Annotated in this window: 10 protein-coding genes and 1 pseudogene; 9 read left to right on the top strand and 2 right to left on the bottom strand. The window is 33.0% G+C overall.

Annotation, left to right across the window (positions count from 1 at the left end; genetic code table 11):
- Entirely contained in the window at positions 1 to 420 is a 420-nt protein-coding gene (locus HFC68_RS03240; protein ID WP_011673761.1) for a GtrA family protein, read from the bottom strand.
- 98 nt (positions 421 to 518) lie between these two features.
- Between HFC68_RS03240 and HFC68_RS03235 the strand changes: the two genes are divergently transcribed.
- Positions 519 to 1445, top strand: a complete 927-nt coding sequence (locus HFC68_RS03235) for a glycosyltransferase family 2 protein (RefSeq protein WP_011673760.1) — start codon at positions 519 to 521, stop codon at positions 1443 to 1445.
- A complete protein-coding gene (locus HFC68_RS03230; RefSeq protein ID WP_011673759.1) occupies positions 1445 to 3073 on the top strand; it encodes a hypothetical protein in 1629 nt (542 codons plus the stop codon). Before HFC68_RS03235 ends, HFC68_RS03230 begins: the two co-directional genes overlap by 1 nt.
- Before the next feature lie 82 nt (positions 3074 to 3155).
- Here HFC68_RS03230 and HFC68_RS03225 read toward each other — a convergent pair whose 3' ends face one another.
- Entirely contained in the window at positions 3156 to 8156 is a 5001-nt protein-coding gene (locus tag HFC68_RS03225; RefSeq protein WP_372237475.1) for a CDP-glycerol glycerophosphotransferase family protein, read from the bottom strand.
- A gap of 177 nt (positions 8157 to 8333) precedes the next feature.
- Here HFC68_RS03225 and HFC68_RS03220 point away from each other — a divergent pair, with 177 nt between their 5' ends.
- The 7 genes and pseudogenes from HFC68_RS03220 (at position 8334) to HFC68_RS03190 (ending at position 16954) form a co-directional block, all read left to right on the top strand.
- The gene (locus HFC68_RS03220; protein ID WP_011673757.1) at positions 8334 to 9149 is read left to right on the top strand and encodes an ABC transporter permease; all 816 of its coding nucleotides are present in this window, start codon (positions 8334 to 8336) and stop codon (positions 9147 to 9149) included.
- 15 nt (positions 9150 to 9164) lie between these two features.
- A complete protein-coding gene (locus HFC68_RS03215) occupies positions 9165 to 10226 on the top strand; it encodes an ABC transporter ATP-binding protein (RefSeq protein ID WP_002832970.1) in 1062 nt (353 codons plus the stop codon).
- Between the two features lie 75 nt (positions 10227 to 10301).
- On the top strand, positions 10302 to 12038 hold the full coding sequence (locus HFC68_RS03210; protein WP_011673756.1) for a hypothetical protein: 1737 nt from the start codon (positions 10302 to 10304) through the stop codon (positions 12036 to 12038).
- Entirely contained in the window at positions 12025 to 13149 is a 1125-nt protein-coding gene (locus tag HFC68_RS03205) for a serine hydrolase (protein WP_011673755.1), read from the top strand. The genes HFC68_RS03210 and HFC68_RS03205 overlap by 14 nt, the downstream gene beginning before the upstream one ends.
- Before the next feature lie 87 nt (positions 13150 to 13236).
- Positions 13237 to 14418, top strand: a complete 1182-nt coding sequence (locus HFC68_RS03200) for a CDP-glycerol glycerophosphotransferase family protein (protein WP_011673754.1) — start codon at positions 13237 to 13239, stop codon at positions 14416 to 14418.
- A gap of 201 nt (positions 14419 to 14619) precedes the next feature.
- Positions 14620 to 16046 (top strand): annotated as a pseudogene (locus HFC68_RS03195) (family 1 glycosylhydrolase).
- The gene (locus HFC68_RS03190) at positions 16046 to 16954 is read left to right on the top strand and encodes an ROK family protein (RefSeq protein ID WP_011673752.1); all 909 of its coding nucleotides are present in this window, start codon (positions 16046 to 16048) and stop codon (positions 16952 to 16954) included. The pseudogene HFC68_RS03195 and the gene HFC68_RS03190 overlap by 1 nt, the downstream one beginning before the upstream one ends.
- Positions 16955 to 17017: the final 63 nt, after the last annotated feature.

Below are 17017 nucleotides of genomic sequence, written 5' to 3'. Positions count from 1 at the left end.
TTAATCCCATTTTTGTTTGTTTTTGAATACGACCATTTTACTAAACGCATAGTTTGAAATGACAACAACGACATTATCAATAATTTTCACGATAATATCGTTTCCGTTTAGAAGCGTAATTCCAATATATAAAATAATAATATCAATTGCTAAAGTGGCTGTTCGCATTAAGAAGAATCGAACTGCTTCGGTTACAAGTTGACCAGTAGTTTCAGTATGAGAATTAAAAACCCAAAGTTTATTACTAACATAAGCCACAAGCACGGAAACAAACCAAGCAATTACATTACTAACTTGGTAGAACAGATGTAAGTAATCTGATAGAATGGCAAAGACACCAATATTTACGATGGTGGTTACCACGCCCCAAAAGAGATATGATATAACAGACTTGTACTTGTAAAATAGTTGATTAAGCATGATGTCATCTCCGAATCATTGTAAGGTTAACTTATTAAGTAAAACATGAAAGTACAAAAAAAGAAAGTTTATTTAATAGTTTGGATAGGTGAAGTAGTTTGAAAAAGTTATCAATAATTGTTCCAGCATATAATGAAGAGGAGACAGTCGGGTTATTTTATGACGCTTTCTCTAAAGTAGAATCACAAATGGATGTGGAACCAGAAATTATTTTTGTAGATGATGGTTCTAAAGATAAGACTTTAATCGAATTAAAAAAATTACAAAAAGAGCATGAAGAAGTTCACTATATTAGTTTTTCAAGAAATTTTGGAAAAGAAGCGGCCTTGTATGCTGGTCTCCAAAAAGCGACAGGAGATTTTGTAGCAGTGATGGATGTTGATTTACAAGATCCTCCGGAACTACTTCCTAAAATGCTTAAAATTGTCGAAGAAGGCGAATATGATGCCGTTGCCACCCGAAGACAAGATCGAGATGGCGAAAGCAAGATTCGTTCATTCTTCGCGCGCATGTTTTATAAGTGGATTAATAAGGTAAGTTCTTTAGAATTAGTTGATGGTGCTCGGGATTTCCGCGTAATGACTCGTCAAATGGTTGATAGTGTATTATCTATGGACGAACGTGAACGTTTCAGTAAGGGACTTTTTAACTGGGTGGGGTTCAATACCTATTACATTTCCTACGAAAATCGTGAACGAGTAGCCGGTAGTACATCTTGGTCATTCTGGGGGTTACTTAAATATGCGATTGAAGGGTTTATTTCATTTTCAACAGCTCCATTGTCGTTTGTTACTTCTGCAGGGGTACTAACGTGCGTGTTAGCTGTTTTGGGAGCTATAGCAGTGGTGATTAGGGCAATCCTATTCCCACATACAGCGGCCTTTGGATGGCCTTCTCTAGCAGTGATTATATTGTTCTTTAGTGGGGTTCAATTGTTGAGCCTTGGTATTATCGGACGCTATATTGCCGAAATCTATTTAGAAACAAAAAATCGTCCAATTTACATTATTAAGGAGGAGAAGTAATGGCCAGCCGAAGACCCTTACTACTGACGCTGACTATTTTTGTGATTACCGCGATAATTGTAACATTACCGGCCTTCAGCGGAAATTTTCTAAAGCTGACAATGGATGGAGGTATCCATCTTTCGAGATTGGAATCAGTTTTCGGGGCATTTTCTGTTGGTAAGTTGCCACCTCTGGTGAATTTTATAGGTCTAGGTGATCATGTTAATGCATTTAATGGAATGTATCCTTGGTTTTCCACAGCACTATTTTTTACATTGCCTAGATTAATATTGGGAAGTCCAATGCAATCAATGTTTGCAGGATATGTACTGTTGAACTTAGTAACAATGTTGAATGCTTATTTGCTGGTAAAAGAATTAAGTTCGGATAATATAGTACGAATCTTTTCGGCAATATTTTATGGAGTAAATGCATATCATTTAACATTGTTATTTTCTAGAGAAGCTCTAGGTGAGGCGGTTGCTTATACTTTTGCACCATTGGTTATGTTAGGATGTTTGCAAATTTGGAGTGGAAAAAATAAGGGACCGGTTTATCTCGCTATAGGTATGGGGATGATTGCTAATTCCCATGTGATTAGTTTGTTCCTAATTTGTCTACTATTAATAGTAATAGAATTTACAAGGATTTTTTTCAAAAAAGTAAATTTAATCGAAATAAAAAGATTTCTAATAAGCGGATTAATAGCTGCATTAATAAGTTGCTACTCACTACTTAATATTGTAAAAATAGCCAGTACTAATAAGATGTTTACTCCTACTAAAGGATTAGCACCTGTAATCCCATCTAAGATGGTATCTGCAGTATTAGATAATAGCATACAAGATGATAGGTATATATTTAATATAGGATTGGTTGGATTAATATTAATTATATTCTTATGTGTAGAACTATTTAAAAAAGATAAAATAGGTAATTGGGTGCCATGGACCGTTTTTGCAGTAATATTATTTATTTGTACGACATCTTGGTTACAATTAGAGAATACAAGATTAAAAGACTCTGTTTTTGGAAATATACAATTTCTAGGTAGGATTTCAGCTTTAATTGTATTATTAATAACTATAGCAATTACGATTTATTTAGAAGAACAAAAAGTACACAAAAAATATATTCTACTAATTATAAGTTTTTTATTAATTTTAATGGGTGTCGATAGTATTTTACAATTTCATTTAAAGAAAAATGACGATCCAATAAGGTTTTATGTAAAAAGTGATGAAAATTTTGTCAGAATTGCGCATGAGCAAACACATGGTTTAAGAGATTATACTTTGGTGGACAAAAACAACAATAATATTCTTTATACAGAAGCTAATACTGGTATAAAAAATTATAGTGGTACATCTAATTCAGCAACATTTGAAGTTAAAGCTAAGGAAAAAATAACTACTGTACCGATTAATATGTATAAAAATGTAGATTATCACTTATATGTTGACGGAAAAAAGAAGAAGTTTCAGTCAGACAAAAAAATATTGACTATCAATTTGAAAAAAGGTAATCATAAAATTAAGTTAGTATCAAAGGCAAGGTATAGTGAATATATTAGTATGTTTGTATCCTGCGTTAGCCTAATAGGCTGTGGATTATTTATAATATTGATAGAGCCACGAAAACATTGAAAGTGTTTTGTAGATAAAAAACCATAACGATTAGATATATAAATCTAATCGTTATGGTTTTTTATTTTATAACTTAGTTGCACTAACTAGCTAATACGTTTTTGGCGTTAAACCAAAAACTTTCATGATCAATAATACCATTAATCCAAACTCCGCCTGTATACAAGTTTGAAGAACGGAAATCTCTAGGTGTAAGAGTGGCTATTTGTTTTATGAATACTGGTTCTTCTCGTTCAGAGAGATCAATATTCTTAATAAATTTAGTTCCTTTCACTCCAGGAATTCCTGACCATAGAATCGTGGTATCTTTAATTTGTATTTGATCGCCAACAACTAGACTATCACTATTAGTTAATTGCTGAAGTTCATAAGGAGGTTTATTTTCGAGAACCGTTTCTAGTAATCGTTCTGTTGAATGGCCATCTTCCCATGAAGCAAATTTTTCTAAGAAAGCTCGATACTGATCGTTGTCAATGAATTTAGTAGGCTCGGTTAAAGCCTGTTGAACCAATGGAATTAACTCTTCATTAGTTTCAACGACTGGACCAGGAACCGTTGAATTGTAATCCATATAAAAACCACGAATATCTTCAGCATATGCTTTTAAATCGTATGCAAAGAAGATCATAGGACGTCTAAGAATCGAATAATCAAAAAATACACTGGAATAATCGGTAATCAAAACATCACTTATTAAATATAGGTCGGTAATATCTTCATAATCACTAACATTAATAACTCGATTACCATATTTGGTTAAATCAAGGTTATTAGCAATTAGATAATGCGTTCTAACTAAAATTAAGGTGTTTTCAGGTAGATCTGCAATTAATTTATCTAAATCAAGGTGCAATTCAGCGCGATAGTGATCTGCTCGTACAAAGTCATTGTCACGCCAAGTTGGTGCATAGAGGACAACCTTTTGATTATGAGCAATATTTAAGCCATCTTTTAATAGATTGATATCATCTTTAGTTGCATTACTTAAACGATCATTACGAGGATATCCAGTTGGGAGTAGCTGTGGATATTGCTTTCTAAAGGCGCGTTGCATGATTTCGTATGAATATGGGTTTGGCGTTAATAGGTAATCCCAACGCGCTGAATCCCGTATTACTTGTTTATGGTATTTCATCCGAGTTACTCCAGGCATAGTGACCTGCTGAACGTCAGTTCCAATTGTTTTTAAGGGTGTCCCATGCCAGGTTTGAACTACTACTGTATCTTTAGGTTTAAACCATCTAAAAGGACGACGAACATTAGTAAACCAATATTTAGCGCGTGCTTGAATCCAAATACTTCTTAGGCTAAACCTTATTACATAGGGGATGTTATGCTTTTTAAAGTATTCCTCGTAGTCTTTATTGACATTCCAATAAAGTTTAATTTCTGGATAATTTTGTTTCATGTATTCATAAATAGCTTTTGGATTGTCAGAATATTGACGTCCAAAGAAGCTTTCAAACATTGCAATATTTGCCTTTGGTAGAAGTTGTCCCAGAATATTTAATAATTTGTGTTGTATGTTATTTAGTTTTAACAAACGTTGGATTTTTGAGCGTATTAGATTAGTTTCTACTGATGATTGGTTTTCAGGTTTTAAGCTAAGCATAGCTTCACTTAAACGTTGAGCTGCATCTCCATCGCGCCCATATTCACAAAATTTATCATAAAATTGTTGAAGTTTATCAGAATATTTTACTTTTACATCATCAATGTGTTTGAGCGAATTAACTACATCAGCGGTAGTTAGTGCAACCGGTCCGGGAACCGTAGCATCATAATCCATATAAATACCACGGTTAGAAGGATCCAAGTACCAATCTTTATCATATGCGAAGAAAATCATTGGTTTTCTTAAGTAACCGAAATCAAACATTACACTTGAATAGTCAGTAATCAAAACATCACTAATCAGATATAAATCATTAATATTGTTATAGTCACTGACATCATAAACAAATCCAGAATTATTCAAGAAATTTTGTGAATGAGATACAAAGTAATGAAGACGTACAAGCAGGACGTATTCATCACTGAGTTCTTTTTGCATCATATCTAAATCCAACTCAAAATTAAAAGCATCTTTTGTTGTCCTATACGTAGGAGCATACAAAATAACTTTTTTGTTGTCCGGTAAATTTAGTTTCTTTTTAATAGAGGCTAAATAGTCAGTATTATTATTGGTAATCAACTCATCTGTGCGAGGAAAGCCCGTTTTCAGTATTTTCTTTTCAGGATAATCGAATGCGGCAGATCCATGTTTCAGCATGAAGTCAGAAGGCACGGACATTAAATCCCAACGACCGATTCGCTTAGCGAAATTTTTCTGAACACGATTCGATGCATTTTTAAAATGAGGTTCGTCAAAGCCCATTACCTTCATAAATGTTCCATGCAGAGTTTCAACCTCAATTTGGCCAGCTCGCTTAGAATACTGATTTGGAAAGTTAGTATTTTGAACAAGATACTTAGCTCTGGCCATATAATACCAGTATTTAAAGGACATCTGACGAACTCGAATTGCTGGTCCCTCAACTGGAGTTTGTTCATTTTTTAGGATCCAAACGAATTTCATATTAGGACGTTGTTTGGATAAATATTTATACATAGCTCTTGGACTGTCGTTATATGATTGACCCCAAAGACTTTCAAATAAAACAGTGTCTTTTTTTAAGGGTAACAATCGCATTAAAGGATACAGAACGGAATAAGTTAACCCTCTACGAATTTTTGTCCGATCAATCCAACTTTTGGTCTGATTAATATTAAGCTTCAAAAAACCGAATTTGTCTAAAAGAACGGTAGAATTAGTTCTTTTATTAATCGAATGATTTTGAACAGTTATTTGTACAGGATTAATATTAGCTAATTTAAATCTGTAAGAAATATTTTTAGAATCTAAAAGATTTAGATAAATATGATATTTTCCAGAAAGAACGTTTAATTGTGTTGGGTTTCCCAAGGGAATTGTGCCAACGATTTTATTGCCTAAAACAGTAGCTGTACCACCATTTAGATAGCGATTGATTAGGTCAGATGATAGTAGTTCGATTTTTCCCGTAGCGTTCAATTTTTCAGTAGATATTGAGGGGATTACCTCAAATTGAAGGGAAACAGCATTAGAATTCTTAGTAAATTGTACATTATTAGCTGGAGCTATCGAAACATCAGGTCTAATCCATAATCCCTTAGCTGGATTAATTGAAAGTGCAACACTTAAAGTAGAGTTGTTTAGTAATTGTTCAGTAATTTTAAAACTAGGTAAAATCGTTAGTCCAGTCTGAGTGTTTATAAAATTAACTTTACAACTCTGATTAAAGTAATTTTTTAAAAAAGTTGATTCAATTTCTAACTTGAAATTACCGTTATTATCAAAAGAACAAGGTAATAGAGTATCTTGAATTTTAGCAGTTAAATTTAATTCTGAGGAAGATCCGCTGATAATTAGACTACCAGAACTGGCTAATTTAACATCTGTTACTGTTGTTGGAAGTTTAGTACTTCCAATTGCTAAATCGGAAGTCGGAACTGCCTTAATAGTGGTTTCCCAATTGGTATTATGTCCGTAGATAAACGAAATATCACCTGTTGGGTCAGTAAAAGTTGAAACTGATCCAGACCCCTTTTTAGGCTGTCCTAAATAGACTGAAAGTAACTTAGAGCTTTTACTTTTTTTATAATCAATCTTAATTTTGTAAGTTCCAAGCCCAAGCTTTTCAACGTATTTAACTGGGTTCACTGAAAAACTAAATTTACTTGCAGGAGGCGTCATGCGTTTTAAATGGAAATTAAAAATGGTAAAAGGACGCGTAAATGTATTGATTTTAACTTTTTTACCTGTAGCAATATTTTCCAGATATACATTGACGATTTCTTGCTTAAAAGGAAAATGATGAGGAGATTTTTTTCCTATTTGTAAACTTCCAGCAAAATTAAGCTGTTCGTTCAAATATTTTACCTTTGTTATCCGAACCTTTAATGATGCAGGTGTATGAAAAATAGGAATGTTTCGATTCTTTCTATCAAGATTTGCCACTTTACCATTCAATGGATGGCCAAAAGATAATTGTTTTAAAAGGTTAAAATTACCGGTTTTTAATGCAAAGTATTGATACTGCTTTTTAGCAGACAACAGTTTGATGAGTGGTGTATCTAACAAATCCCACTCTCTAAAAAATTTGATAGTGGCCTCTTGAAACGCATAAATAAAAGTATCATCTGCATCGGCAATATCGTCCATGAATAATGGAATATCTACGTCTAATAGTTTAAATAACAATTGGCGCTTACTAGAACCGTGCCAAAGCGAATATTGTTCTAAGATGTTTTTTACTTGATATAAACTTTTTAAGCGGTCGAGGTATCTAGGTAATTCATTTTTTACTTGAGTAAAAGATGAATTACCACCATCACGCCATCTCCATCTATATACAACATTGGTGAGGATATCTATACCGGAACTCGCTAAAAATGCCTTTGAAGTGAAGGAAACATCTTCATAAATTTGATTAATGGGAAATTTAATATTTTCTCTCTTGAGAACTTCTAATTTATACAACTTGTTCCAACTTGTAGTGTCATATAAAAGTTCTGGATGTTCTTTTAGACTTGTGTGTTTGTAATCATCAATAATTGCTTTTTTGTGAAGATAGGAAGGCTTATCACGACTCTTATCAAACCGGCGCACAAAACCTGTCACAATTTCGGAGCCTGAATTCATAGCTGAAAGCATCATCGTAGAATATGCATTGGATGGGACGATATCGTCTCCATCTACAAAGGCAATCCAATTTCCAGAAGCTAAATCAATGCCCTTGTTTCTAGAGGCACTAGGACCTGCGTTTTCAGGATTATGAACAGCAATAAAATTAGGATGATTTTGAGCATACTCATCGATAATTGAAGGAGTAGTATCGTCAGAGCAATCATCAATCATTATTACTTCGATTTTTTGAAATGTCTGTTCTGCTAGAGAATCTAGGCATTCTCTTAAATATTCAGATACATTATAGCAAGCGACAATTACACTTATTAAGTTATCTTGCCGGTTTGCTTTTTCTACGTTTTTCAAAATGTTCACCTTTACCTAAGTTGTTTAATATTTATGTGTCTAATAATGTATTATAATATACGTTATTGGTTTTTACATAATTTTAGAAAATAAGATTTTTAAAAGTTTAGTAATACTGTTTAATTACTTTTGAAATTATAGTAAAGTTTTAAATTAGTTATATTTATTAAAGGAGCAATACAAACGATGAATACAATGTTCAAAATAATTAGTGACCAATTCACTAATTTTAAGATAATTCGACGGATGGCTAAGTATGATGACCGTGCTAATTATCAAAGTCATTATCTAGGTTTAGCTTGGGAATTTTTGAATCCGCTGATTCAAATTGGAATTTACTATCTCGTCTTCGGGGTGGCTTTGAAGCGTGGAGATCCAATGCCAGGAGTACCATATTTGCCATGGATGGTGATGGGAATTGCTCCTTGGTTGTATATGAATAAGACAACTTTAGATGCTTCTAAAAGTATTTATCAACAAGTTGGGCTAGTTTCTAAAATGAAATTTCCAATTAACGTTTTGCCATCTATTAAAATTATGGGAAATTTATATAGTTTCTGGACGATGATGGCTTTTGGTGTGTTTTTGATGTTTGTTAATCGAATTTGGCCAACCATTTCATGGGTCCAATTCATATATTATTTTATTTGTATGATTGCACTTATGTATGCGTTGGGAATTTTTAATTCAACAGTGAGTGTACTAGTGCGTGATTGGCAAATTGCCCTACAATCAGTGTTAAGAATGCTGTTTTATATGAGTGGAGTATTGTTTAACTTCGTTACTTCAAATTTTCCACCTGTATTAGTACGTCTTTTAGAATTGAATCCTTTTTATTACGTTATTAACGGAATCCGGGAGTCGTTGCTTTCTAAGGGCTGGGTATGGCAACAACCAAATCTCAACTTAACGATTTCGTTCTGGTTGTTTATTTTTATTGTGATGATATTTGGTAGTTATCTACATAATAAATTCCGTGCTAATTTTGTGGATTTGATTTAAGCCGAGGAGTCTGAAATGGATAATACTTATAAAATTAAATTAGAAAATGTAACAAAAGAGTATGACCTTTTTAAATCAAAAAGTGATAAACTAAAGAACTTTTTTAATATTGGGAAAGTAGATGTTCCACATTTCTGGTCTTTAAAAGGTGTTAGTCTAACAATTAAAAAAGGGGAAACTTTTGGAATAATTGGAGTGAATGGTTCAGGAAAATCAACCATTTCAAATATTATTTCCGGAATCATTCCTCAAACCACAGGAATGGTCGATGTTAAAGGTGATACTTCAATTATTGCGATTGGCGCTGGTTTAAAGAGAAACTTAACTGGTGCCGAAAACATCCGTCTAAAGGGTCTGATGCAAGGTTTGACAATCAAAGAGATTGATGAAGTTAGAGATTCCATCATCGATTTTGCCGATATCGGTACTTTTATTGATCAACCGGTTAAGGACTATTCTAGTGGGATGCGTTCCCGTTTGGGATTTGCAATTGCGGTACACATTAACCCTGATATCATGATTATTGATGAGGCATTGTCTGTTGGTGATGATACTTTCTATCAAAAGTGTGTGGACAAGATTATGGAATTCAAGGAACAAGGAAAGACTATTTTGTTTGTTAGTCATTCCCTTAATCAAGTAAAAATGATTTGTGATAGAGTTGCATGGATGCATTTTGGAGAACTACGAGAAATTGGCGAGACAGAGGAAGTAATTGAACACTACCGTAAATTCTCAAGTGACTTCAAAAAGAAGACAGCCAAAGAACGTAAAAAATACCAACAAGATAAGAAAAAAGAGCAAATTAAATTTAACATTGATGAGTATCGTAAGTCTCTAATTGAAGATGAAGTCAAGAAGGGCATCGATAAAAATCAAGCAGAAAAGGATGTACAGGAAAGAATGTATCATCAAATAACTCCAGACAAGATGTCTTTGACAACCAGGATTGTTACTGGAATAGCAATATTAGGACTTGCATTCTTTGCGTTGGTAAACATTTCTGGCCACTCAGTTACTAATTCGCTGGAACATCCAACAACGTTAATGCATCCAGTACAACATAAAGTTAGGTAATTAAAAGTAAAAACCATGATTTGAGATATAGATGTATATCTAATTCATGGTTTTTATTAAGGAGGAGTGGTTAGAGTGGAATTAAGTAATGCAAAAGCGGACAGAATCGGTATAAAAAATATTTTATTCATTTTTTTTATCAGTTTTATATTGGTTTTACCTCAAATAATGAACAAAAGTATTATTTTAGGTGCCGATTCGATTTTTCATTTTAATAGGTTTTATGATACATATATGCAGTTTAGGACAGGAAACTTTAGCTATTTTCAGACAAATTTTGGCTTTCAGCAAAGTGGCAGGATAATAAATGCTCTGTACGGTCCTTTGTTAGCATATGGGATGGGAGCACTACTATATATAGTGCATAGTTGGCTAAAGTTTCAAGTCTTAACATCTTTTTTTGTATTTTTTTTAAGTGGCTATACTATGAATGTTTTAGCGGTGAAGGTAGGGTCTTCACGAAGAGTAGCTAATATTACGTCGGTTTTATTTATGGGAAGCTTTTGGGTTGGAAAATGGACAATAGATCAAAATTTTATGTCCATAGGGAACGCCTTAATGCCATTAATTGTTTTAATGGGTATAAAGATGTTAAAGAACGATGAGGAGAATCTCCGGGTTTTACAACTCGCCTTATGTGTTTCGTTAGTTATTCAAGTACATTTATTAAGTGCAGCTATTGCGATAGGTGTTTTGTTATCGTTTTTTGTTGTAAGTATTGTAAAAAATGATAATAAATTAGATCTGTTTTTTAAATGTGTAAAAGCTGCATTATTAAGTTTAATACTAACTTTTAACGTATGGTGGGCACTTATAGAAGTCTATACGGGAAATAGTTTGTACGGTCCTTACCCATCTAATTTGGCTAAATCGGCGGTTAATTTATCTCTAGATAAACCAGATTTTTGGCATCTAGGGTTGGCAGTAAGTGCACTATTTTTGGTCCAAATATCTTTACTTGTAGTACATTGGACAGAGTTTACGGTAATAAATAAGGTAACAACAATTTTAGGTACAATTTTGTTAGTACTAGCATCAAATTTGTTTCCATGGGAGTTTGTGGATAATAATTACCCTGTAATTAAAACATTCCTTCAATTTCCAGCTCGTTTTGAAACTATGGCATTTATTTTATTGGTACTAGGGTTAAATTTAAGTATTCTAGAAATAAAAACTAGGATCAGTACTGAAATACTTACTACTTTTACTTTAGTAATAGCCCTACTTGGAGTAATACAAACATATGGCAACATTCAAAATTTAAGTGTTAGATGTAGTTCTGGGAGCCCGGTAGCAAATAAAACAAATGTTATTTTTAAAAGTAATAATGACAGTGAAATAAAAAAAGCATTCAGAAGCAATAATTTGAAAAGGGGATTAGAAATAGTGGAAAAGCCTACCCCAGATTACATGCCGATGCCTAATTTAAAAAGTAAGGCCGAGCATTCTTATGCACAATACAATGAAGATTTTATTAGTACTAAGAACCAAGCAAGCAAAAAAGTGCGTGGAAATATATTGGTAATTAGTTGGCACGCTTCAAAAGTTGGAAGTAAAAAGAAAATACCAATTACTCTTTATAAGAATTCAATTTTAACTTTAAATGGAAAAAAAATATCTAAAAATGAAATGAAGTTGGATAGAATGAGTGTTCCGACAATAGTATCAGATAAAAAGGGTAAAAATGTAGTGAAATTAGAATATAAATCTAAAATTGTAAGTAAAGTAAGTTTAAGTGCTATGTATATGTGCTGGGGGATTTCTCTAGTATCTTATACATTTGGAAGAAGGAAGCGGCATGAAGTTTCTTAATTTTAAAAAATATATAATTATTTTTTTCTTTATTCTAATTTGCAGTGTAGGCGCTGTGATCTTTAAAAATCGGACTACGCAAACGATTAAACCAACTATAAGTTCTAATACTAGAGTGGGAATTCCGGTAGTGAAAAAAAGTAAATATAAAGGGGTACTAAAGAAAAAATTTAAGCGAGTAAGATTCAGTGGTACAGCAATTTTAATCAAAAATAATAAAATAGTAGATAGCTATACCTCTGATTGGGCAAATATTAATAGTAAAAATACGTTATCTACTAGTTACGAAATAGATTCACTGCAAAAAGTTTTAACAGCTGGCTTAGTAATGATGCAAGTTAATAAGGGTACCATGAAGTTAACGGATAAGGTTAATAAATTTATCCCCGAATTGCCTGGTGCTAAAGATATAACAATTCGTGATTTACTAGATATGAGTTCGGGATTAACCTTGAAAAAAATGAGTTTTTCAGGTGATGACTTATCTAGCGCTGAACTTTTAGATGATGTGGTTGATAATGTTAAGTATGATCCTATTGCTAGGAAAAATAAAAAATGGAGTTATCAACCAGTTAATTTTGTGATTTTATCAGAAATCCTTGAAGAAATTACTGGGGAAAGCTATAAGCAATTATTTAATCAAACATATATTAAGAAGTTAGGTCTTAAGCAGACAAAATTCGCTTATGAAAATAACGAGAGAATCAACTGTGCTTCTGGATATATGGTAAAAAATGATAGTGAAAAAGTTGAACAAAAACCTAATGGCGCGACGATTCATTCAGAGTTGGGAACTGGGCAGGTTTATATGTCAGCTCCTGATTATTATAAAGTGTTATCTAATTTATTGAATGGGAAAATTTTAGGCAAGAATAATGCTACAAAACTTTATTTGCCAGGTAAGGCTAAGTACCAAGCAGGGTTGTACACATCAAATAAGCCATTTTACCGATTTGCTAATGGTTATGGCTATGGATTTGAGGATCATGTGCGCATCAGCCAAGATGGTAAAGAAGCAGTTGTTGTATTTAGTAATCAAAAAAGAATTGGTAGAAATGATCTAAAAATGAAAGTTGATCAACTATCAAATGAATTTCTAGGTGAAAAATAACTATGTTGAAAGTATGGTTAATTGTAAACGAGGTTATAGAAATATATTACACTAACATCAAATAATGTGGTTAGGAAGATAAACTTTATGAATTTAATCGAATTATTAAAAAAGATAAAGCGCAAAATTTTAGCTCAGATGTTTAATTTAAATTACAGGCCGTATACACATACTACGGTCATCTTTGAAAGCTTTGGTGGACGTCAAATCAGTGATTCTCCGTTAGCTATTTATAAAGAGTTGAAAAAAACTCATCCTGAATATCGTTTGATTTGGGTTGTAAACAAGGGATTAGCAACCCAGGCAGAGAAGAACGGATATGATTATGTAATACGTGGCTCTTTCAAATGGGTTCGAACAATCGAAAAAGCCCAAGTTTGGGTTGAAAATGCTCGTTTACCGCAGTGGGTGCGGAAACCCGATCACATAAAATTAATCCAAACATGGCACGGGACACCTTTGAAAAAACTCGGATTAGATATTAAAAATGTTGTGATGCCTGGGACGAACACGGAACGTTATCATCAAAATTTTGTTAGGGAAGCCAATCGTTGGGATGTGTTAATTAGTCCAAATACATACTCAACTAATATTTTTCGACAAGCTTTTGGTTATCAGAATAAAATTGTAGAAATTGGTTACCCACGGAATGATAAATTGGCTAATCCCACAAAAGAAGAAATTAAATTGTTAAAACAAAAATTAGGAATTCCTTTAGATAAAAAGGTTATTATGTATGCTCCAACGTATCGAGATAATCAATTTTTTCAAAAGGGTAAATATTCATTTGAATTACCTTTTAGTTTAAAAGAATTCCAAGAACGATTTGGAAGCAATGCAGTGCTTTTACTTAGAATGCATTATTTGATAGCGAATTCAATGGATATTTCAGGGTTTGAAGATTTTGCATACGATGTATCTAGTTATGCAGATATTTCTGAATTATACTTAGTATCGGATTTACTAATAACGGATTATTCGAGCGTCTTTTTCGATTATGCATATCTTAAGCGTCCGATTTTATTTTATCCGTATGATTATGAAATTTATAAGGACGAGTTGCGGGGATTTTATTTGGATTACCAAAAAGACTTACCTGGTAAAATTGCATATAATTCGGTTGATTTATACGATGAAATTGAGAACGAATTAAAGGAAAATGATATAAGTAATAATCAACAATTTGAGATGTTTTATAAGCGTTTTTGTGGACTTAATGCTGGAAATGCGTCAAAGCGAATTGTTGAAGAAATTGAAAGAAATTTATAATTTTTGTCTGTGTAACTGAAATATTTTAATTTAAAAAATAGTTGAGAAGATTTTAAAATCTTTTCGACTATTTTTTTGTAAAATTAAAATTTATTTTTAATATAAACCTAATTTTTTTGATATTGATTTTATTTCAATCTTCTTATAATTAAATCGATTTAGAAAACGATTACTAAAAAGTTGAATGAAGGGGTATAAAATATGAAGGACAAAAAATTTTCAGATGGTTTTTTATGGGGAGGAGCAATGGCTGCCAACCAGTGCGAGGGAGCATATGATATCGATGGGAAGGGAATGAGTATCATGGATATCATGACAGTCGGGAATAGTTCGAAAAGGCGTAGGGCTACTCCAGAAATTGATCCTCAAGAGTATTATCCTAACCATAGAGGGATCGATTTCTATCACAAATACAAAGACGACATAAAATTGTTGAAGGAAATGGGGTTGAAATGTTTTCGAACATCAATCGCATGGACACGTATTTTCCCAAAAGGTGATGAAGCATCTCCAAATGAAAAAGGATTAGCCTTTTATGATGAATTAATAGACACTCTGTTAGCAAATAATATTAAACCAGTCATAACAATATCACACTATGAAATGCCACTATACTTAGTTGAAAAGTATGGTGGTTGGAAAAATAAGAAGTTGATTGATTTTTATTTGAATTATTGTCGAGTGCTCTTTAAAAGATATTCTGGGAAAGTTAAATATTGGATGACTTTCAATGAGATCAATAGTACATGGTTCGTACCTGCTATTTCAGGAGTTAAAATTTCAAATGACGATCCTAAATATTTACAAGTGAAATGTCAGACAATGCATAATTTATTTGTAGCTAGCGCACGTGCTGTACAAATGGGACATGAAATTAATTCTAATAATCAGATTGGATGTATGGTGTTAACAACTGTGGGATACCCTAAGACTACTAATCCTAAAGATGCTTTGGCTGCTGATGATTATATAACACGTGGAACGCTAGCCTTTACGGATGTTCATGTTCGAGGACACTATCCTAGTTTTGTAAAACGAATGGTACAAAAAAATCACTTAGAATTAGATATAACGGATGAAGAGTTGTTAGATATACAGACAGGTGTTGTCGATTATATTGGTTTATCTTATTATTCAAGTTCGGTGGTATCAAGTGAGATCGATAAGAACGCAGATAGTTCTATTGGAGGAAACTTCTCCATGGGATTAAAAAATCCGTATTTAAAAGCTAACGAATGGGGATGGCAATCTGATCCCGATGGATTTAGATTAATCCTTCGTTGGTTAGGGCAACGTTACGAAATACCTTTATTTGTTGTTGAAAACGGTTACGGACACGAAGATGAAGTTTTATCTGGTCACATAATTCATGATGATTACCGTATTGATTACCTAAGGAAACACGTTAATGCTTTAGCTGAAGCGATTAATGAAGACGGAGTAGACATTATTGGATATACACCATGGGGCTTGATTTGATTTCAGCAAGTACTGGAGAAATGAAAAAAAGGTACGGTATGGTATATGTTGATTTGGATAACACAGGCAAAGGGACGTTGTCACGCTATAAAAAAGATTCTTTCTATTGGTATCAAAAAGTGATTGAAAGCAATGGGGGCGAGTTGTAATGGTAAAGCTCTTAAGTATTGATGTTGGTGGGACTTTTATCAAATATGGCCTCTACGATTTAGAATTTCAGCATTTAGAAAGTACAGACAAAGTTCTAACTCCAAGAACTAATTTTGAGGATTTTACGAATGTATTATTTAAGATATGTAATCAATTTTGGGAAAAGTATGTAGGTGTAGCACTTAGTGTACCAGGGACTATTGACGCGAAAACTGGCTTAATAATTCAAGGAGGAAGTTTACAATACAATAATCAAATTAATTTGGTAAAGTTGCTAGAAGGAAAATTAAATGTTCCAGTGACAATCGAAAATGACGCTAGATGTGCGCTATTAGCTGAGTTGTGGCGAGGGAAGTTAAAGGAAAGCCAAGATGGGGTCATGCTTACGGTTGGCACTGGAATCGGGGGTGCAATTGCCAAGAAGGGCAAAGTTATATTGGGAAGTCATCGGATAGCCGGTGAATTTTCAGCCCTACTAGATAGTAATGATACAAAAACAGCTACTTTAAAAGGTCGCGAATTGAGCTTCTCTTACTTTGTACAAGAAATCCAGAACCTAAAGAGGAACAACGACTTGGACGGAGTCCAGGTAATGGAGTTAATTAGTGAAGAAGATCCGGAGGTATTAAAATTATTTGATCAATATACTACAACGTTTGCAAGATTGATATATAACTTACAGCTAATTGTTGATCCAGCCAGTTTTATTATTGGAGGTGGTGTAAGCCAGAATGAAATATTTATGAATCAATTTAGAGTGGGAATCGAACGTTTTTATAATTCTTTATCAATACCGATTCCGCGTCCAACGCTTACAGCTAGTGAATTTAGAAGTGATGCAAATTTAATAGGAGCTGTTCGAAGATACCAACTTGGAGAAGAATACATTAACACAATTGTGCTTTAAAAAAATTTGTTTTATGGAAAAACACTTTTATACTAATAAATTTATTGGGGGTTTAATATTTTG

Origin of the sequence: Pediococcus sp. EKM201D, from assembly GCF_011800215.1 — a bacterium.
Lineage (GTDB): Bacteria > Bacillota > Bacilli > Lactobacillales > Lactobacillaceae > Pediococcus > Pediococcus pentosaceus.
The sequence above is the reverse complement of the archived record's forward strand: the minus strand, read 5'-3'. Positions and strand labels throughout refer to the sequence as shown.

Bases quoted from the DNA above. Each gene is read 5' to 3' on its own strand.
- HFC68_RS03240 (WP_011673761.1), bottom strand. From the start codon at position 420: ATGCTTAATCAACTATTTTACAAGTACAAGTCTGTTATATCATATCTC.
- HFC68_RS03230 (WP_011673759.1), top strand. From the start codon at position 1,445: ATGGCCAGCCGAAGACCCTTACTACTGACGCTGACTATTTTTGTGATT.
- HFC68_RS03220 (WP_011673757.1), top strand. From the start codon at position 8,334: ATGAATACAATGTTCAAAATAATTAGTGACCAATTCACTAATTTTAAG.
- HFC68_RS03215 (WP_002832970.1), top strand. From the start codon at position 9,165: ATGGATAATACTTATAAAATTAAATTAGAAAATGTAACAAAAGAGTAT.
- HFC68_RS03205 (WP_011673755.1), top strand. From the start codon at position 12,025: ATGAAGTTTCTTAATTTTAAAAAATATATAATTATTTTTTTCTTTATT.
- HFC68_RS03200 (WP_011673754.1), top strand. From the start codon at position 13,237: ATGAATTTAATCGAATTATTAAAAAAGATAAAGCGCAAAATTTTAGCT.
- HFC68_RS03190 (WP_011673752.1), top strand. From the start codon at position 16,046: ATGGTAAAGCTCTTAAGTATTGATGTTGGTGGGACTTTTATCAAATAT.